We start from the raw sequence: 18406 nt of genomic DNA, 5'->3' as shown, positions 1-18406 counted from the left end.
GATCGCATGTTCCCAAAGGAGGAAATCGTTTTGCCGCTTAGCTGGTTTTGGAGTCGCGAAATCTTGATGTCAAGACGGATGTTATGGATGCTGCTGGTCATCAATATACTCGGAACGATTTACGGCTACATATGGTATGGAGAGCAGCTGATCCAGACAGCATCAGAGAAGCCGATTTGGATGCTTGTTTTTGTACCGGATAGCCCAACGGCGAGTTTGTTCTTTTCCATCAGCCTCATTTACATGCTCTTATACGACAGCCCCAAATCGAAGCTTGGACAAGCGTTGCGGTCGATTATCGAGGCGCTGGGGGTCGTAACATCAGTAAAGTATGGCATCTGGGCAGTTGCGATGATTGTGGCAGGCTCCTCCATGGGCTCCCCTACGGGGTGGCAGGATTGGATGCTCATAGGCTCGCATCTTGGCATGGCTATTGAAGGTCTGCTTTATGTGCGCTTCATGAGGGTCGGGGCAATCGCAATTGGCGTTGCTACGGGATGGCTCTTGCTGAATGATACGATTGATTATCAATTCGATGTATTTCCGTGGCTTCCTCGGCCGCTGTATGATGTGCTTCCAATCGTATGCGTGTGCACGTTTGCGTTAACCCTATTCAGTTGGATTGTGTCACGAGCCGCGGTTGCTTATCGCGACGGTAAAACGATTGTGAGAGCCTGACTGCAATAGCTAGTCTAATTGGACATCCTCCGTCATAAACTAGAACGAATGGGATGATTGCGATGCAGTCGCGTCGCTGACATCATTCGGAATGGCTGAGGAGGGGTTTCCGTGAGGCGAAGATGGCTTCTCGCAAGTGCCGCTTGCTTTTTGCTGACGATTGCGTTCATCTGTGCAGCGGCAGCTGCGGCATCTTCAGACGTAACGGTGCTGCGAAATCCGGAACAGAAAGCATGGACAAGATTGAACAGTTCAGCTGAATCCTTATATGCGGCGTCCACAGATGGTAACCGGCAGCTGGCTTATCAAGCTGCACAGCAAATGGCAGCTATCCTGCATGACGGACAAGTGCGAATGAGCGGAGCTCTTGAAGGGTGGCGAATGGTTGAGCAAGATGTGCAATCGTTATTGTCCAAGCTCAAAAACGGTCAATCAACCGTTTACTGGAGGGCGCTTGCATCGCGCATCAAGCTGACGATTGACGCTGCATGGCGCATCCATCAAGGTATTCCTTCTTCTGCGCTTTGGCTGCAATATAACAAAGTCATTAGTGAGGATTTATCACGCGTTCGATTTGCAATGACCCGTCCGAATAAAGAAGGATACGAAACGGCTCGCGCAGCTTTCGATACGTTGTCGCAGCATGCGGAACGGATCATGGGCGCTGCGCTGATCATGCGAGGATATCAATCAGCCGACCGTTTTTCCGACAGCATTGTGTATGCAGAACGGTTGCTAACAGCGGGAAAGCAAGGCGAGTTGACGAAACGATTAGCGGATGGCGCGTTATCGCCAGTAGAAAAAACAGCAGCGGTTTTGTTTGCAGGAAATAATCAAGATGCGGAAGAGGAGCCGGTGCTGGCGCCAATTGGAGGCGGTGTCCCGCATCGCTGGATATTCGGATTATCGGCTTTGATTTCAAGTATGCTTACTTATGCGTCTTGGCGAAAATACAAATCGGTGCCGTACGCCATTCTATCAACGAAAAGCAACGTACAATCGGGCAGCCCATTGTTTATAAAACGGAAGCTGTGAACGAAAGAAAAAACCGAACGTTCTGGCTATCAAGTCGACAAGGCTTGATAGCATGACGTTCGGTTTTTTGCGCTGTCTGCGAACGTGCAGGCAAAGTTATTCATCTTCCTTGAAGCCTTCCCCAAGCACATCGTGCACTTCGTTAATGACAACGAAGGCGCGAGGATCGATATCCTTCACGATAGCGCGCAGCGTGCGAACTTCTTGACGATAGACGACACAATATACGATATGCTTATGGGTGCCGGAGTAAGCGCCAATCGCTGGGATCAGCGTAACGCCGCGATCCATGCGCTCCGTAATCCGCCCTGCGATCGTTTCGCCCATATTGGTGATGATTGAAATGGCTCTTGCAGAATAAGCGCCTTCTTGGATGAAATCGATCATTTTGGAGGCGATGAACACTGAGACCAGCGTATATAGCACCTTCTCTTTTGGAATGTAGAGAAGAGCCAGGCCAATAATTACGACATCCAGCGCTAGGATGACCTGGCCCATGCTCCAGCCTTTCCATTTGCCCAAAATGCGTGCAATGATATCGACTCCGCCAGTCGTCCCTCCAAACCGAAATACGATCCCAAGCCCCAGCCCGATCGTAACCCCTGCGTATAAGGCAGCTAGTATGTAATCCTGCGAAGTCTGGAAGGGGACCAGCCAGCCTTTATTAATCGCCCTTTCGATTAGCGCTAGAAACAAGGACAAGGATAGCGTGCCAATAATCGTATAGGCCATTTGCTGTTTGCCGAGCGCCTTAAGTCCGACGAGAAAAAGCGGAATGTTCAGCACCAGCGTTGAGATCGAGAGCGGTGTCCCTAACGCGTAGTTCATTAGCACGCCAATACCGGTCACGCCGCCCTCCATGAGCTGGTTCGGAATGACGAAATAATGGAGGCCGAACGCATAGATTGCAGTTCCAGCCATGACGGGAATAAGCGAACGGGCAACATACCATAAGCGAGCGAGCATTGACCAGCCTCCTTTTAGAATGATCATCGTAGTTGGAGTTACGATACTCGTTAGTATGGCTACTTTTCCGTCGTTGAAAACCATTGTTTTCCCTGCCGCTTTAGGCTAACATATAGAAATAATCCATCACTGCCGGATCAGAGAGGAATGACAAGATGTCACAGAAATCGTTGTCAGACATCCAACGCGAGGTGGATGCCTATATATCGCAGTTCAAAGAAGGCTATTTCAGTCCTCTTGCGCTTCTAGCGCGAATGACAGAGGAGGTTGGAGAGCTCGCCAGAGAGGTTAACCATTATTATGGCGAGAAGCCGAAGAAGCCGGATGAAGCAGATAACTCCATCGAGATGGAGCTTGGCGATTGCTTGTTCATATTGAATTGCTTCGCCAATTCGCTTGGCATCGACCTCACGGAGGCCCATGATAAGGTCATGCATAAATTCAACACGAGAGATGCCGATCGGTGGACGCGTAAGGACGAACAGACAGACTGACCGTAACCTCGCAACGTGAAACGACATATGCTGTACCATTCCTGTGTACAAGGAGGGTAGGCATATGGAAGGAGACGATTGCCTTAAGCAGGCTTACGGATGTATCTTGCGCAACGATTTTGAAGGAGCCATCCGCTGGTTTGAGCGGGCGATTGCTGCCGACCCAGACAATGCCTCGTACTATTATAAATGCTCCATTTCTTACAGCAGAAGCGGCAAGTGGGACCGCGCTTTATATTACGCGTTGCGAGCTGTGGAGCTGGACCCGGAGCAGAAAGCGCATGTGTATCAGCTGCACACCGTACAGGCTAGCTTGCTTGTATCATCTGCAAGATTCGACATGGCGCAGCATCCGCCAGATGCTGCAAGTGCCATTCATACGCTCCAGGAAGCGATTGAGCTTGATCCATTAAGCTTTGATGCGTTTTTCCTGCTTGGTGAAGCGTATGCGTTACTAAACCGGCTGGACGACGCGGTAAGATGCGCGTTGGAAGCGATTCGGCTTAATCCGGGCGACGATTCGGCACGCACCCTTTTTGCAGATATGAGCCGCAAAAGAAGGGCGCTCCGATATCGGCAGCAGAGAAGACAAAGACGAAGGAACAGGTGAATGATAGAATGACGAAACAAATTCGTGTAGCAGTAGCTGGAGCAAGCGGCCGGATGGGCCGTGAAGTGGTAAAAATGGTCATCGATGAAGCTGATTTTGAATTGGCTGCGGCGTCTGCCAGATCAACTGGTCCGGTGGACGCCGGAACCTTTGTCGGGAAACCGGTTAGCGGCGTTACGTTTAGCTCGACCCTTGAAGAAGCCTTGGACAGCGGTCCTGTTGATGTCGTTGTTGACTTCTCGGTGCCGCAAGTGGTTTATGACCATGCAGTAGCTGCGATTACGCGGGGCGTTCGTCCAGTAATCGGCGCTACAGGCCTGTCGCCTGAGCAAATTGAAGAGCTGGACAGGCTGTGCAAGGAGCGGGGAATCGGCGGGCTTATCGCACCGAACTTCTCGATCGGCGCAATTCTGATGATGCAGTTCGCTGCACAAGCTTCCAAATATTTTCCGCATCTCGAAATTATTGAGTATCACGGCGATCAAAAGCTGGATGCGCCATCGGGCACTTCCATCAAAACAGCTGAGCTGATTTCACAGGTGCGCGGCGAGCTGCGCCAAGGCAATCCGGATGAAGAAGAAACGATCGAAGGCTCGCGCGGCGGCTATTACAATGGCTTCCGTATTCATAGCGTAAGGCTTCCAGGCGTGTTTGCGCAGCAAGAGGTCGTGTTCGGCGCATTCGGGCAATCGCTCAAAATTCGCCATGATTCGTATGACCGTGCAGGATACATGCCAGGTGTGGCGGTTGCCGTACGTAAAGTCATGACGTACGAAGGCATGATTTATGGCTTCGAGCACATTATGGACTAATGGGTTGCTTCGTTAGCCTAAGCAATCGGTTCATCGTTATAACAGAGCGGAGAGGGGATCAACTTCCATGTTACATATAGCTTTTATTGCCCACGATCGTAAAAAAGAGGAAATGGTAAATTTCGTGACCGCCTATGAGCATGTCTTTACGCCCCATGAGCTTTATTCGACAGGCACGACAGGCTTGCGCATTATGGAGAATACGTCACTGCAAATTCATCGCTTCATGTCCGGACCGCTGGGCGGCGACCAGCAGATCGGTGCGCTAGTGGCGGAAAATATTATGGACTTTATCATTTTCCTTCGCGATCCGTTGATGGCGCAGCCGCACGAGCCGGACATTATCGCGCTGCTTCGCCTTTGCGATGTGCAAGGGATACCGGTTGCGACGAATATTGCGACAGCCGAGCTGTTAGTTAAAGCGGTCGAGCGCGGCGATTTCGCATGGCGCGAGCTTGTACATAAGTATAAACCAGGTACGCAAAATGACTAAGGAACAATCTTTTCATGCGGAGAAGCTTGATATTCTGATTTTCGGCGCGCATCCCGATGACGCTGAGATCGGAATGGGCGGAACGATTGCCAAGCATGTTCGAGCTGGGCAACGCGTCGGTCTCTGTGATTTGACGGAAGCCGAGATGTCCTCCAATGGCACCGTAGAGCTGCGTCGGCAGGAAGCTGCCGATGCCTCTGCGGTGCTTGGTCTATCGGCACGAACGAATTTGGCATTGCCTGATCGCGGGCTTGGAGCGGAAGGGCATGTTGAAGCGATAACAGCGGAGATTAGACGGTTTCGCCCGAGAATCGTATTTGCTCCGTACTGGAATGATCGCCATCCCGATCATAATCGGTGCAGTGCGCTAGTAGAGGAAGCGGTATTCAATGCCAAGCTTCGGCGCTATATGCCAGAGCTTCCTGCTGTTCAAGTGGAGCAGCTCTTGTTTTATTATATTAATGATGTAGAGGATGTACGACTAGCTGTTGACGTGACGGATGTTTATGAACACAAGCTGGCATCGCTTCGTGCCTATCGCTCTCAATTTGAGGCAGTCTCCCAAGGGGAAGACCGCGTTGTTACGCCACTTACCGGTCGTTATGTGGACAATGTTGAGGCAAGAGACCGTTTGTTGGGCACTGCGCGCGGTTGGACATACGGAGAAGGCTTTACGACCAAGAAGCCGTACTCGGTCGATTTGTTCTGATTGAGCAGGCATGGCGTAAGAGTAGAATGGCGCAGCCATGAACAGCATACGATAAATACCAATTATGCGTTTCCTAGGGGTTGCGAATCGTGACGAGAAAATTAAAAATCGGCATTACATGTTATCCGTCGTTAGGCGGCTCAGGCGTTGTTGCAACCGAGCTTGGAAAGCTGCTGGCTGAGAAAGGCCATGAAATTCATTTCATAACCCACAGCATCCCGTTCCGGTTAGGCAAGTTTCATAAAAATATTTATTACCATGAGGTTGAGGTCAACGATTATTATGTGTTCCGTTACCCGCCTTACGATTTGGCATTAGCGAGCAAGATGGCGCAGGTCGTTCAGATGCAGGATCTGGACCTTCTACATGTGCACTATGCAGTACCGCATGCGATCTGTGCCCATCTTGCCAAACAAATGGTTGGCGATCGGCTCAAAACCGTGACGACGCTGCATGGCACCGACATAACCGTATTGGCGCAGGATGAGTCGCTGAAGGATCTAATTAGGCTAGGCATTAATACAAGCGATGCGGTAACTGCGGTATCCGCCGATCTCATTCGAGAAACGCGCGAGCTGCTGGACATTGCCAAGCCGATTGACCTAACCTATAACTTCGTCGATAAGAGAATCTATTATCCGCGCCAATGCCAATCGTTGAAAGCCGATTATGCGCCTAAGGGCGAAAAGCTGCTGATGCATATTTCCAATTTCCGGCCGGTCAAACGAATTGGCGATGTGATTGACACGTTTGCCAGAGTGGCTGAAGTGATGGATGCAAAGCTGCTATTAGTCGGCGAAGGGCCAGAGTTGATTAAAGCTCAGTTCCGCATTAACCAGCTCGGACTCGATGATCGGGTGCATTTCCTTGGCAAGCAAGATGATGTTGCTCAGCTCATCTCTATCGCGGATTTGATGCTCCTGCCTTCCGAGAAGGAGAGCTTCGGCCTTGTCGCGCTGGAAGCGATGGCATGCGGCGTTCCGACGATTGGTTCGATTGCCGGCGGTATTCCAGAGCTTGTATCGCATGGCGAGACCGGATATTTGTCCGCAATCGGCGATACCGAGTCCATGGCTGCTAATGCGATTCGACTGTTATCAGACGAGCAGCTGTTTAAGCAATTCCGTGAGGCATGCGTTCGGCGGGCCCAGTCGAAGTTTTGCAATGATCGCATTACGGCGGAGTATGAGCGTATCTACTATCGGACATTAGGCATTGAGGCGGATATCCCAATTCCTGTCTGTTCGGAATAATGTGAAATGAATCATACAAATCCCTATTGGGGCGATGAGATGGAAGCGGCGCTTCCCGTCTTGCACACGCTTGAACATGCAGGCTATGAGGCTGTTTTTGTCGGCGGCTGCGTTCGGGATGTCATTGCAGGGCGTTCGATTACTGATATCGATATCGCAACGGCTGCGCTGCCTGACGTCGTCATGTCGCTATTCGAGCGTACCGTGCCTACAGGCTTGCAGCATGGCACTGTAACGGTGATCGTGGACGAACGAACGTACGAGGTGACAACGTATCGCTCGGAAGCGGACTATGAGGATTATCGCAGGCCGACGGATGTCGCGTTTATTGCAGAGCTGGAGGGCGACCTGCTTCGGCGTGATTTTACAATTAATGCGATGGCCTTGCGATCGAACGGCACATTGGTTGACCCCTACGGAGGCTTGACTGATTTGCGAAGGGGCCGAATTCGCTGCGTCGGGCAGGCGGAGGAGCGGTTCCGCGAGGATGCGCTTCGGATGGTCCGCGCTGTGCGATTCGCTTCGACGTTCGGCTATGCCATCGCGCCTAGCGCGTGGCGTGCGCTTCTGCGCAATCGCGAGCTTTTGCGTTATGTGGCGATGGAGCGAATTGGGGCAGAGCTGGATAAAATGATCGGCGGCGCTGGTCCCCACCGCGCCGCCGCGCTGCTCGCCGCAAGCGGCTTGCTCGCGCGCGCCAAAGAGCCGCTGCCGGCTGGCTTCGCCAAGCCGGACTGCGGCTACCGCCAGCGCCCCGCGCTTCGCAGCGGGCGGGGCGCCGGCGGCGCTGACGGCGTGCCGCCGCTCACAGCGGCGCTGGCGCGCCTTCAGAGCAAGGACGACCGCTGGGCGGGCGTCTTCCTCGCGCTCCGGCTATCGCCGGAAGACGCGGAGGAGACGCTGCAGCGCCTGCGCTTCCCGGGCCGCCGCATTGCGTCGGCCCGCTCGGTCGTCATGCTGCACGCTGCGGCAGCGCCGCTCGCCGCAGCAAGCGGCGCGGCTGCTGTGCCGCTTGCTGCTGCCGCATGGGTCGACGCCGTGCTGGCTGCCGGCGTCGAAACAGCAAGCGCGTGGCTGCGCATCACGCGCGCATTTGCCGCGTCAGACGGCCAGATCGGCGGCCTGACGCTCTCCAGCGGGGCGCTGGAGCAATTAGCGGCGCAGCTTGCGCAGATGCCATGCACGGCCGTGCGCGAGCTTGCCGTGAACGGCAGCCTCCTGTGCGCGCATCTTGGCATGAAGCCAGGGCCGCGCACAGGCAGCTTGCTGCAGCAGCTGCTGCGTTCCGTCGCATTAGGCGAGACGCCCAACGGACGAGCGGCGCTGCTTGCGCTTGCCGAAATTTTGGAAGAGGAACGGTAGAATGATGGATCATACACTTCTTGAACTGCTGGAGCAGGAGCAAGGGAACTATTTGTCGGGCGAGACGATCAGCAAGGCAATGAACGTCAGCCGGACAGCTGTCTGGAAGCAGATCCGCAAGCTGGAGGAACGCGGGTACGTGATCGAAGCCTCTCGCAAGCTTGGCTACAGGCTCGTGTCCAAGCCGGACAACCTGTCGCCCGAGAAGCTGTCGGAGCTGCTGCAGACGAATCGATTTGGTCGTTCGCTGCGGTTGTTGGATGTCGTCGATTCGACCCAGAACGAGGCGCAGCGTTGGGCAGAGGATGGAGCGCCTGAAGGGGCGATCGTTATCGCCGAGCAGCAGCTTGGCGGCAGAGGACGAATGGGCCGTAGCTGGGTGTCTCCTTATACCAAGGGCATTTGGATGAGCCTCATCATGCGCCCGAGCACGCCGATCCACTTTGCTCCGCAGCTTACGCTGCTGACTGCAGTTGCCTTATGCCGCAGCTTGCGCAAGTCGACAGGGCTGGAAATCGGCATCAAATGGCCGAATGATTTGCTCATAAGCGGCAAAAAGATCAGCGGCATTTTGCTTGAATCCGCCGCGGAAGACGAACGGATCAAATATGTCATCGCAGGAACAGGCATCAGCGTGAATTTGGATATATCGGATTATCCGGAGGAGCTGCTGGAGCGCGCGACCTCGTTGTCGATCCAAGCGGGCAGGCGTTTCTCGCGGGAGCAAGTCATTGCCGATTTCCTGCTGGAGTGGGAGCAGCTGTATGATTTGTACCTGAAGGATGGGTTCGGCGCGATTCAGACGTTGTGGGAGGCGCTTGCCGTTACGCTGCATCAGGAGGTTACCGTGCAGACGCCGCAAGGGCAGCTTGAAGGAAGAGCGACGGGATTGCATGAAAGCGGAGCGTTGGAGCTGCTGCTTTCCTCGGGCGAGCTGCGACTCGTCTTCTCCGGCGAAATGGGACAACCATCGTCCGCACAGTAGCGTTTCTGCTTAATGCCGCAATCGCAAGCCGATGGTTTAGGCAATGGATGACGTAATGAAGGAACAAAGCCTGCCGCGCTGCGAAATTCGCCAGCATGCGGGCGAATTCCTAAATTTACGTCATCCATTTTTTTTGGTATAATAATGGCACGCAAGGCGGTATCCGTTTTCATGGAATCGCACTTGCAGGGCATTATCCTTTCATTCTAATTTTTAGCACGGAAGCGGGTTTATGATGACGCGTGCGCAACTCTGCTCTGAGCCGTTAGGGACCGAGACAGAAGGAAGCGATGGGTTTGGCGTTCCTTTATCGTTAGGGACCTTTTTAGCGCGGCTAAAAGGTTTTTTTGTGTTTATCCTATACTTTAAAGGGGATGAAGCGGTATGAATCGGCCATTGACGATCACGAAGCTTAAGAAGATGAAGCAAGAGGGGAATCCGATCTCCGTATTGACAGCTTATGATTATCCATCAGCGCGGCTTGCAGAGGAAGCGGGCATCGACGTTATTTTAGTCGGAGACTCGCTGGGCAACGTCGTGCTTGGTTATGATACGACCGTTCCGGTTACGCTTGACGACATGGTGTACCATACCAAAGCGGTGCGGCGCGGCGCTCCGAATACATTCGTTGTGGCTGACATGCCTTTCATGACCTATCGAGTCGGCAAGGAGTCTACGCTTCGCAATGCGGCACGCTTGCTGCAGGAAGGGCTGGCGAATGCCATTAAGCTAGAGGGCGGGGCTGATATTGCCGATGAAGTGGGAGCATGCGTGCGCGCAGGCATTCCAGTCATGGGGCATCTGGGACTGACGCCGCAATCCATTCATCAGTTGGGCGGCTATCGCATTCAAGGAAAATTAGAGCAGGAGGCCGAGGCGCTGCTGCAAGATGCCAAAGCGCTCGAAGCGGCAGGTGCATTCGCCCTCGTCCTGGAGCTGGTAACAGAGCCGATCGCAGAAGCGATTCGCTCAGCGATTTCAATTCCGGTCATCGGCATTGGCGCTGGACGCGGCTGTGACGGCCAAGTGCTCGTTTATCATGATATATTGCAATACGCTTCGCCGTATCGGGAAAAACGTTTCGTAAAAACGTATGCCGACATCGGAACGACGATTCGAAACGCAATCGGCGCATATGTGCAGGATGTGAAGACAGGCGCGTTCCCTGAGCAAAAGCATGCATTCCCGATGGAGCCCGGAACAGCCGTATTGTCGCACTTGTACGGATCTTCCACCGCGGCAAACGGCGGCTCGGAGACACAGCAGCAACAACAGCAGCAGCAGCAGCAGACCGCAGGAATCCAGCAATCAGATGCAGAAGGGCGGTCAACCAAATGATCATCTGTCGAACGAAACGAGAGCTGAAAGACGCGCTTCATAAGCTGCGCGTCCAGCAGCCGGACCGGAAAGTCGGCTTCGTGCCAACGATGGGGTTTTTGCATGAAGGCCATGCAAGCCTTATTCGCCAATCCGTGCAAGAGTGCGATACGACAGTGCTGAGCATTTTCGTTAATCCGCTGCAATTTGGGCCGAACGAGGACTTTGACCGTTATCCGCGGGATGAGCAGCGCGATTTGGCGCTTGCGCAAGCAAGCGGTGCAGATTTCGTATTTATGCCGTCGGTTGAAGAAATGTATCCTTCCAAGATGCTCACTCGCGTGACGGTGGATGTCGTGACAGACAGGCTGTGCGGCGCTTCTCGTCCGGGCCATTTTGACGGCGTAGGGGCAGTCGTTTCGAAGCTGTTCCATATCGTACAGCCTCAGCGGGCGTATTTTGGCATGAAGGATGCGCAGCAGGTAGCCGTCATTCAACGAATGACGATGGACCTTGATTTTCCGATTGAAATCGTCCCATGCCCGATTGTGCGGGAGCCGGATGGTCTCGCGCTTAGCTCGCGCAACGTCTATCTGAGCGCAGAGGAGCGGACGCAGGCTGTCGTTTTATCGCAATCTCTTGCAGAAGCGGCGGCGCTTGGGGGACAGGTTGGCATAACGGTAAGCGAGCTGCAGGAGCAGGTTCGCCGTAAAATTGGGCAATCACCAATCGCGGATATCGATTATGTGGAGCTGTTAGCATTCCCGAATTTAACGCCGCTGGACCCTAATCAATCGCTGGCGGATACCGAAGGCGAGCTTCTTCTGGCTCTTGCTGTCAAATTCGGGCGCACACGACTAATCGATAATCGGATTTTGCGATTTGCGGAGGTAAAAGCATATGTTTAGAACGATGATGAAAGCAAAGCTTCATAGGGCGACCGTGACGGAAGCGAATCTCCATTATGTGGGCAGTATTACGATCGACGAGGATCTGATGGACGCTGCGGATATTTGGGCCAATGAGAAGGTCCAGATCGTAAATAACAACAATGGCGCGCGATTGGAAACGTATGTCATCAAAGGCCCGAGAGGGTCAGGCGTGATCTGCCTCAATGGGGCGGCTGCCCGGTTAGTTCAGCCAGGCGATCAAGTTATTATCATTTCTTACGCGGCCATGTCAGAGGAAGAGGCGCGCGAATATAAGCCTCGAATTGTTATTCTCGATGAGAAGAACCGTCCGCTGGAGTCATTGACAGAAGAAATCCACTCCGTCATCATCTAACGGCCAAGGCGAGCTCATCCCAGCGTTGTATAAAGGCTGGAATGCCGTATGAAATCGCCCCGCGAAACAAAGAATGAGCAATACACCGGTCAGCAATCAGGCATCATTCATTTTGAAAGGCCGGCATCGTTCTACACTCATTCTTACGTAAAGGCGGGTGCAGCCATGTTTGCGCATCTGTTCGCGACGATGAACGACAAGTTGGACGAAATCAGACGTCTGTATCCGAGAGCAACTGGTTCTCGGCGTGATCAGCTGGATCGTCAGCTCGATACGTTGAAGGAAATGAGCGACACAATTGTGGAGCAATGGCTGCTGTTCGAAGAGAAGCTGGCAGACTTCCTGGATCAGTCCAAAACGAGCGCAGCTCCTTCGATCAAAGCCACTGCGCCATCGAAAGCGGCAAGCGAGCCGGAACGGAGCGCAGCGCACAAGGAAGCAGCCGCTGCGGCCGCGACAACGCATACGGCAGGTCCTTCACCGTCGTCTAAGGATGGACAAGAGGAATGGAGCTTGTCGACCGAAGTCGCTATCCAAATTTCCAAAGGGCAAGGCTATTTCAAGCTTCACATGTTCAGCCACGCGGCAACGGAGCTCGAGCAAGCGATTGCGATGGCGCCGGATTGCCAGTTAGCACGCATGTTTTTGGCGATGACGCACATGCATCTTCAGCAGTGGAATGACGCACAGAGGCATTTCCAAATATTAATTTCACTCACGAATTACGCCAAATGGCGAGCGATCGGTTATAATGCTCTCGGGTGTATTCAGGCAGTGGGCATGAATTTGGATCTTGCGGAGCACTATTTTTTGAAGGCGCATGATGCCGATCCCAGCTTTGCGGATTCGCTCATGAATTTGAAGTGCTGTAAGGAAAGGAACGGTCAGCTTTCGCTCCGATTTGGAAGCACGGAGCTGATTCGTTAGGAGAGGATCGGAAGCCGGATGAAATTTGCTGTACTCGATTTGGAAACAACCGGTCATCAGGCCGAAGATGAAATGATTCAGATAGGAATCGTCATGCTGGACGAGGAGCTGAACGTAACCGATACGTTCAGCTCCTTCGTGCGACCAGCGACTGATATTCCTCCATTTATAACGCAATTAACAGGCATCACGAATGAGATGGTGGCTGATGCGCCTTCAGTTGAGGACGTGCTGACGGATGTTGTTAAATTGCTCGGTGACGCGGTGCTTGTCGCGCATAATGTCGGGTTTGACGCCCACTTCATGAACCGGGCGCTGGACCGCTGCGGCTATAGCCCGTTCACTGGCCGTCGATTGGATACCATTGATTTGTTAAGGATGTTGTACCCAACGCTGCCCTCATACCAGCTTGGCGCTGTATCAGAAGCATTCGGGATTACGCATGAGCGGAAGCATCAAGCGGATAGCGATGCAGAAGCGACTGCGATGCTATTCGCTCATTGTGTGCATAAGCTTCGAGACCTGCCGCTGCTAAGCCTGCAGAGGCTAGGCGAGCTGTTTAACGGCTATGATGATTTGAGCTGGTTAATTCAGCTTACGCTGCAGAACAAGGAGCAATCGACCTCGCTGGACACGCAATCCCATGTCTATTTTAACCAACTTGCGATGAAAGCGGGCGATTGGGCGGATCTGGGAGCAGTTCGGACTGACGAGGATATCGAAGCGCTTAATGCTATGAATTTTGAACAGTTCATGAGCGGCGTTCGGGACCGATTCCGTGCAATGATGCCCGATTACGAAGAGCGTGAAGCGCAATCAATTATGTTCAATGAGGTTCATCAAGCGCTTGATCATGAACGACACTTGCTGATCGAAGCAGGAACAGGCACGGGCAAATCGCTCGGATACCTGCTTCCCTCCTTGTTTTATGGGGCAAAGGAGCAAAAGAAAATCGTAGTCAGTACGCATACGATCAACTTGCAGGAGCAGCTCAGACAGCGGGATATCCCGCTTTTGCATGAAGTGTCGCCTTTTCCGTTTCGTGCGGCGGTGTTTAAGGGTAGAGGCAATTATATTTGCTTACGCAAATTCGACAATAAAGTTCGGATGCGCGAATACGTCTCGCCTAACGAAGATGTAATGACAGCTGCCCAGATGATTATCTGGCTAGGCGAGACAGGAACAGGCGACCAAGAGGAACTGAACTTTGGCAATAAAGGCTCGGAATTTTGGGAGACGGTTGCAAGCGATGCAGATTCTTGCCTCAATCGCGCATGCCCTTGGTTCCGCCGATGCTTCTATCATAGAGCGAAGCATGAAGCGAACGTTGCGGATATTGTCATTACGAATCATTCCCTCGTCTTTACCGATATTCAAGCGGAGCATCGTTTATTGCCGACCTATGAGCAATTGGTCGTCGATGAGGCGCATCATCTCGAAGAAGTCGCAGGCAAACACTTAGGCTTGCAGCTCTCTTATTTTTCCTTCGTTCATCCGTTTAATCGATTAGTGAAAGACAGTCGCGGGGGCGGGCTTCTAAGCCAGCTAGTGGCGCTGCTTCACGGTGAATCAGAATCCGGCGTGCCTGCATGGATTGAAATCATCGATGAAGCTGGCAAGTCCATCAACAGCATCCGGGAAGATTGGGATAAGCTGTTCGAGCTTATGTATATGCTTATAGGTACGTCAGGCTCGCAAACCTCGCAGATTGAAACGGGTCAATCCGTGTTCCGGATTCGTCCCAAAGAGCATCCGGCTGGGTGGGCGACGATTGCCGATATTGAGAACAATGTGTATGCTGATCTTAACCGGGCTGTCCGCACATTGGAGAAAACGCTGACGGACATCAAAGAGAAGATAGACGAGACTGTGATTGTGAATCTAATTACAGACTTGAACGGCGCGGTTAAAGACTTGGCTCGTGTCCGCGATGATATGCGTACGTTTATTCGTGCCGATAAATCCGATACGGTCTATTGGATTGAAGCAACGACGCAATTCAAAGCGAAATCGATTCATCTCTATGCCGTGCCAGCCGATGTGAGCGAGCAGCTTCGTACGCATCTGTTCGAGGCGAAGAAGAGCGTTATTCTGACATCCGCAACTTTATCGGTGCAAAAATCGTTCCAGTATGCGAGCGAACAGCTTGGCTTGGCGGGCATGGAGGAAGCGGGCAGACTGACGACGGTTCAGCTCCCTTCGCCATTTAATTATCGCGAGCAAGCGCTCGTCATTATTCCGCGCAACTTCCCGACGCTCAAAGGCGCGGTGACCGAACAACCATTTATCGATATGCTTGTCCAATCGCTAACGGATTCAGCTGTTGAGATCGGCGGTCGCATGCTGGTTCTCTTTACGTCGTATCGCATGCTGCGCATGGTGTATGAGCCGTTGAAGGAAGCGCTGGAGCTGCATCAAATTCAGGTGCTCGGGCAAGGCATCGACAGCGGCAATCGCAGCAAGCTGACACGCCGTTTCCGGCAGCAGCCTGCATCCGTATTGCTCGGCACGAGCAGCTTCTGGGAAGGCGTCGATATTCCTGGGGACGCACTAACTTGCCTCGCGATTGTCCGGCTGCCATTCCAACCTCCGAATCATCCGCTCGTTGAGGCGAAGTCGGAGCTGCTGCTGGCGCAGAAGCAGAACCCGTTCATGAAGCTGTCCATTCCGCAGGCGGTCATTCGCTTCAAGCAAGGCTTCGGACGGCTTGTGCGATCGACGAAGGACCGAGGCATCGTCCTCATCTACGATACGCGCGTATTGGAAACGTATTATGGCAAATATTTTTTGTACTCGCTTCCGGGACCCAAAATTGAACATATGCATCTAGAGCAGATCGTACCGCGTATGCGAGGATGGCTGGAAAATGGACGGGAAGGTGCAAAGGAATGAAGCAGCTTAAAATATCGGAAGCGGTCGTTCGGCGGCTTCCGGTTTATTTGCAAGTGCTGAACGAGCTTACAATGCGTGAGGTGCATACCGTCTCCTCCCAGGAGCTTGGGCGGAAGCTGAATTTGAATCCCGCTCAGATTCGCAAGGATCTGGCATATTTTGGCGAGTTTGGACGAAAAGGGATCGGCTACGATGTGGACTATCTCATCGAGAAAATCAGGCAGATCTTGAATTTGGATAAAACGCACTATGCAGCTTTGATCGGTGCGGGTAACCTTGGCCATGCGCTTTGCAATTATAATTCGTATATACGAGATGATGTCCAAATCACGGCTGTATTTGACGCTAACCCGAATAAGATCGGTACGACGATTAATGGCCTGACGGTTCAGCCGATGGAAGCACTGTCTGAGCAAATACGATCCCAAGGCATTCGCATCGGCATTATTACGGTGCCCGCATCCGAAGCGCAAAATGTCGCAAACGAACTGGTTTCGGCAGGCGTGGACGGGATTTTGAATTTTGCGCCTGCCATTCTTAAAGTACCCGATGAGGTGCGCATTCATCATGCGAATTTTACGACAGAATTGCTTAGCCTAGCTTATTATATTGAAAACGAAAGGTTGGAGCGCGATGAGTGAATGGATCATTAAAAACGGCTTGTTCGTCACGATGGACGAAACGCAGCCAGTTATACGCGGATATTTGCATGTAAAAGGGGATTCCATCGCCTACATAGGGGAGCAGGAGCCGCAGCTGACTGAAGGCGTTGAGGTTATCGACGGCAAAGGCCTCGTATTCATGCCTGGCCTGATTAATACGCACGGCCATACGCCAATGACCTTGCTTCGCGGCTTTGCGGACGACATGGTGCTGCAAACATGGCTTCAGGATAAAATTTGGCCGCTGGAAGCCAAATTCGATGATCAATCGGCTCGCTGGGGCACGTCGCTGGCACAGCTTGAAATGCTCAAAACAGGGACGACGGCTTTCGTCGATATGTACGATCGCATGGATATTATTGCAGGCGTAGTTGAACAATCCGGCATGCGGGGGGTGCTAACGCGCGGCGCGATCGGATTCGGTTCGCCGGAGGAGCTTGACGCCAAGTTTAAGGAAGCGGTTGACTTCGCACGCGATTGGAACGGCAAAGCGGACGGCCGGATTACGACGATGCTGGCGCCGCATGCGCCTTATACTTGCCCGCCAGCCTTCATTGAACGTTTCGTTCAAGCTTCCCATGATCTGAATGTGCCGATGCATACGCATATGTCCGAGACGGCAGCCGAAGTGGAGCAAAATGTACGGGATTACGGCGCACGCCCGGTCGAGCATCTCGATAAGCTGGGCATGTTCGCTCGTCCGACGCTGCTGGCGCATGCCGTCCATTTGACGGACGACGAGATCGAGCTGCTCGCGGCACGCGGTGTCGGGGTATCGCATAATGCAGCAAGCAATCTGAAGCTTGCCAGCGGCGTTGCACGCGTTCCGGAGCTGCTCCGCGCTGGCGTTACTGTGTCGCTGGGCACGGACGGTGCGGCGAGCAACAACAATTTGAGCCTGTTCGATGAGATCCGCCTGGCGGGACTTATTCATAAAGGCGTTTCGGGCGACCCGACGGCTGTTCCTGCATTGGAAGCGTTGAAGCTTGGCACGATCTATGGGGCCAAAGCGATTTGGCAGGAATCGTCAATCGGCAGCCTTGAAGTTGGCAAGAAAGCCGACATTATCGCGCTTGATTTGAACCGACCGCATTATTTCCCGCTTACGGACATCGTATCGCATCTCGTTTATTCGGGAAGCGGCAGCGATGTGCGCCATGTGTGGATCGACGGCAAGCAGACGGTACGCAACGGCGAATGTTTGACGCTGGATGAAGAACGTATTCTGCATGAAGCGCAGGCCGCATTCGAAAGGTTGCTGTAATTGACATGCGCGCTACTCGTAAGAAACGTCCTCCAGTGATGACACCTAAGCGATGGGTCGCGCTCTTGATCGTGCTATTCCTTGGAATACTCGTCGCTCTTAATGTGTGGTATCGAAACGTGTTTTCGGACGAATGGGCTGCGGAATCCATCGCGGAGAAGAAAGCGGCGGCAGTTGCCAACTTGGTTGAAGTGGATGGTGCTGACAAATACGTGTGGGATGAAACGGCTTGGGTTGTTCAAGGGAAAACAGCGGACGGCAAGCTTACTTACGTATGGCTTCGCGATCAATCAACCGAATCCGTTCGGGCTGTTGATGCGGTTTCCGAAGAACAGATTCGGGCTAACATCTTGCAGAGCAAGCCTGACGCCAGCATCACACATATTCGCCCGGGTATTATGAATGGACAGCATGTATGGGAAGTGTACTACTCGCGCGTTGAGAGCGGCGAGCGCAAATATGCGTTTGCTTTTTACAATTTCGAGAATGGTACCTTTATCGATAATTATAAGCTGCCCGCCTCTAGGCTAGCTCAATAATCGTTTAAGATGATGAACGCCGCCAGTGCTACTGGCGGCGTTTCCTTTTATTACACAGCTAAATCGTATATCAATTGTGATATACTCTTCGTATAGCGATTGGCGCAACAATGCGTATAGGAAT

The 18406-nt window shown here is 52.8% G+C and carries 19 protein-coding genes; 18 read left to right on the top strand and 1 reads right to left on the bottom strand.

Annotation, left to right across the window (positions count from 1 at the left end; translation table 11 throughout):
• The first annotated feature begins 30 nt into the window (after positions 1-30).
• Both PAECUDRAFT_RS16395 and PAECUDRAFT_RS16390 read left to right on the top strand, forming a co-directional pair.
• Positions 31-678 carry a DUF1405 domain-containing protein gene (locus PAECUDRAFT_RS16395; protein ID WP_006039237.1) on the top strand — a complete coding sequence of 216 codons (648 nt, stop codon included), beginning with the start codon at positions 31-33 and terminating at the stop codon, positions 676-678.
• A 111-nt stretch (positions 679-789) separates the two neighbouring features.
• Complete coding sequence (locus PAECUDRAFT_RS16390; protein WP_006039236.1) at positions 790-1713, top strand: sporulation protein YpjB; 924 nt, start codon at positions 790-792, stop codon at positions 1711-1713.
• Between the two features lie 96 nt (positions 1714-1809).
• On the opposite strand, the gene PAECUDRAFT_RS16385 is transcribed toward PAECUDRAFT_RS16390, so the two are convergent.
• Positions 1810-2679, bottom strand: coding sequence for a YitT family protein (locus PAECUDRAFT_RS16385; RefSeq protein WP_006039235.1), 870 nt, complete (start codon positions 2677-2679; stop codon positions 1810-1812).
• 155 nt (positions 2680-2834) lie between these two features.
• Between PAECUDRAFT_RS16385 and PAECUDRAFT_RS16380 the strand changes: the two genes are divergently transcribed.
• The 16 genes from PAECUDRAFT_RS16380 (at position 2835) to PAECUDRAFT_RS16305 (ending at position 18282) form a co-directional block, all read left to right on the top strand.
• The gene (locus PAECUDRAFT_RS16380; RefSeq protein ID WP_006039234.1) at positions 2835-3173 is read left to right on the top strand and encodes a nucleotide pyrophosphohydrolase; all 339 of its coding nucleotides are present in this window, start codon (positions 2835-2837) and stop codon (positions 3171-3173) included.
• 64 nt (positions 3174-3237) lie between these two features.
• A complete protein-coding gene (locus PAECUDRAFT_RS16375; protein ID WP_006039233.1) occupies positions 3238-3783 on the top strand; it encodes a tetratricopeptide repeat protein in 546 nt (181 codons plus the stop codon).
• A gap of 8 nt (positions 3784-3791) precedes the next feature.
• Positions 3792-4595, top strand: coding sequence for a 4-hydroxy-tetrahydrodipicolinate reductase (dapB, locus tag PAECUDRAFT_RS16370; RefSeq protein ID WP_006039232.1), 804 nt, complete (start codon positions 3792-3794; stop codon positions 4593-4595).
• A gap of 67 nt (positions 4596-4662) precedes the next feature.
• The gene (mgsA, locus tag PAECUDRAFT_RS16365) at positions 4663-5088 is read left to right on the top strand and encodes a methylglyoxal synthase (protein ID WP_006039231.1); all 426 of its coding nucleotides are present in this window, start codon (positions 4663-4665) and stop codon (positions 5086-5088) included.
• Positions 5081-5797 carry a bacillithiol biosynthesis deacetylase BshB1 gene (gene bshB1 / locus PAECUDRAFT_RS16360; protein WP_006039230.1) on the top strand — a complete coding sequence of 239 codons (717 nt, stop codon included), beginning with the start codon at positions 5081-5083 and terminating at the stop codon, positions 5795-5797. The genes mgsA and bshB1 overlap by 8 nt, the downstream gene beginning before the upstream one ends.
• A gap of 89 nt (positions 5798-5886) precedes the next feature.
• Positions 5887-7050 (top strand): N-acetyl-alpha-D-glucosaminyl L-malate synthase BshA, encoded by a 1164-nt coding sequence (gene bshA / locus PAECUDRAFT_RS16355; RefSeq protein WP_006039229.1) that lies wholly within the window; start codon positions 5887-5889, stop codon positions 7048-7050.
• Positions 7051-7056: 6 nt separating this feature from the next.
• Positions 7057-8412 (top strand): CCA tRNA nucleotidyltransferase, encoded by a 1356-nt coding sequence (locus tag PAECUDRAFT_RS16350; protein WP_006039228.1) that lies wholly within the window; start codon positions 7057-7059, stop codon positions 8410-8412.
• 1 nt (position 8413) lies between these two features.
• A complete protein-coding gene (locus PAECUDRAFT_RS16345) occupies positions 8414-9397 on the top strand; it encodes a biotin--[acetyl-CoA-carboxylase] ligase (protein WP_006039227.1) in 984 nt (327 codons plus the stop codon).
• A gap of 384 nt (positions 9398-9781) precedes the next feature.
• Positions 9782-10735 carry a 3-methyl-2-oxobutanoate hydroxymethyltransferase gene (panB, locus tag PAECUDRAFT_RS16340; RefSeq protein WP_006039225.1) on the top strand — a complete coding sequence of 318 codons (954 nt, stop codon included), beginning with the start codon at positions 9782-9784 and terminating at the stop codon, positions 10733-10735.
• On the top strand, positions 10732-11622 hold the full coding sequence (gene panC, locus PAECUDRAFT_RS16335; RefSeq protein WP_006039224.1) for a pantoate--beta-alanine ligase: 891 nt from the start codon (positions 10732-10734) through the stop codon (positions 11620-11622). The genes panB and panC overlap by 4 nt, the downstream gene beginning before the upstream one ends.
• Positions 11615-11998, top strand: coding sequence for an aspartate 1-decarboxylase (gene panD / locus PAECUDRAFT_RS16330; protein ID WP_006039223.1), 384 nt, complete (start codon positions 11615-11617; stop codon positions 11996-11998). Before panC ends, panD begins: the two co-directional genes overlap by 8 nt.
• 48 nt (positions 11999-12046) lie before the next feature.
• Positions 12047-12925: a tetratricopeptide repeat protein gene (locus PAECUDRAFT_RS24820; RefSeq protein WP_050794380.1), complete on the top strand. Its 879-nt coding sequence runs from the start codon at positions 12047-12049 to the stop codon at positions 12923-12925.
• An 18-nt stretch (positions 12926-12943) separates the two neighbouring features.
• Positions 12944-15817 (top strand): ATP-dependent DNA helicase DinG, encoded by a 2874-nt coding sequence (dinG, locus tag PAECUDRAFT_RS16320; protein ID WP_006039221.1) that lies wholly within the window; start codon positions 12944-12946, stop codon positions 15815-15817.
• Positions 15814-16458: a redox-sensing transcriptional repressor Rex gene (locus tag PAECUDRAFT_RS16315; protein ID WP_006039220.1), complete on the top strand. Its 645-nt coding sequence runs from the start codon at positions 15814-15816 to the stop codon at positions 16456-16458. Before dinG ends, PAECUDRAFT_RS16315 begins: the two co-directional genes overlap by 4 nt.
• Positions 16451-17743, top strand: coding sequence for an amidohydrolase (locus PAECUDRAFT_RS16310; RefSeq protein ID WP_006039219.1), 1293 nt, complete (start codon positions 16451-16453; stop codon positions 17741-17743). Before PAECUDRAFT_RS16315 ends, PAECUDRAFT_RS16310 begins: the two co-directional genes overlap by 8 nt.
• Before the next feature lie 5 nt (positions 17744-17748).
• Positions 17749-18282: a cell wall elongation regulator TseB-like domain-containing protein gene (locus tag PAECUDRAFT_RS16305; protein ID WP_006039218.1), complete on the top strand. Its 534-nt coding sequence runs from the start codon at positions 17749-17751 to the stop codon at positions 18280-18282.
• Positions 18283-18406 lie beyond the last annotated feature (124 nt).

The sequence above is a fragment of the Paenibacillus curdlanolyticus YK9 genome (assembly GCF_000179615.1).
Lineage (GTDB): Bacteria > Bacillota > Bacilli > Paenibacillales > Paenibacillaceae > Paenibacillus_T > Paenibacillus_T curdlanolyticus.
This window is presented reverse-complemented; position numbering and strand designations above follow the sequence as displayed.

Coding starts and splice junctions, on each gene's coding strand:
- PAECUDRAFT_RS16385 (WP_006039235.1), bottom strand. CDS start 2,679: ATGCTCGCTCGCTTATGGTATGTTGCCCGTTCGCTTATTCCCGTCATG.
- PAECUDRAFT_RS16380 (WP_006039234.1), top strand. CDS start 2,835: ATGTCACAGAAATCGTTGTCAGACATCCAACGCGAGGTGGATGCCTAT.
- PAECUDRAFT_RS16375 (WP_006039233.1), top strand. CDS start 3,238: ATGGAAGGAGACGATTGCCTTAAGCAGGCTTACGGATGTATCTTGCGC.
- dapB (WP_006039232.1), top strand. CDS start 3,792: ATGACGAAACAAATTCGTGTAGCAGTAGCTGGAGCAAGCGGCCGGATG.
- mgsA (WP_006039231.1), top strand. CDS start 4,663: ATGTTACATATAGCTTTTATTGCCCACGATCGTAAAAAAGAGGAAATG.
- bshB1 (WP_006039230.1), top strand. CDS start 5,081: ATGACTAAGGAACAATCTTTTCATGCGGAGAAGCTTGATATTCTGATT.
- PAECUDRAFT_RS16350 (WP_006039228.1), top strand. CDS start 7,057: ATGAATCATACAAATCCCTATTGGGGCGATGAGATGGAAGCGGCGCTT.
- PAECUDRAFT_RS16345 (WP_006039227.1), top strand. CDS start 8,414: ATGATGGATCATACACTTCTTGAACTGCTGGAGCAGGAGCAAGGGAAC.
- panB (WP_006039225.1), top strand. CDS start 9,782: ATGAATCGGCCATTGACGATCACGAAGCTTAAGAAGATGAAGCAAGAG.
- panC (WP_006039224.1), top strand. CDS start 10,732: ATGATCATCTGTCGAACGAAACGAGAGCTGAAAGACGCGCTTCATAAG.
- panD (WP_006039223.1), top strand. CDS start 11,615: ATGTTTAGAACGATGATGAAAGCAAAGCTTCATAGGGCGACCGTGACG.
- PAECUDRAFT_RS24820 (WP_050794380.1), top strand. CDS start 12,047: ATGAAATCGCCCCGCGAAACAAAGAATGAGCAATACACCGGTCAGCAA.
- dinG (WP_006039221.1), top strand. CDS start 12,944: ATGAAATTTGCTGTACTCGATTTGGAAACAACCGGTCATCAGGCCGAA.
- PAECUDRAFT_RS16315 (WP_006039220.1), top strand. CDS start 15,814: ATGAAGCAGCTTAAAATATCGGAAGCGGTCGTTCGGCGGCTTCCGGTT.
- PAECUDRAFT_RS16310 (WP_006039219.1), top strand. CDS start 16,451: ATGAGTGAATGGATCATTAAAAACGGCTTGTTCGTCACGATGGACGAA.
- PAECUDRAFT_RS16305 (WP_006039218.1), top strand. CDS start 17,749: ATGCGCGCTACTCGTAAGAAACGTCCTCCAGTGATGACACCTAAGCGA.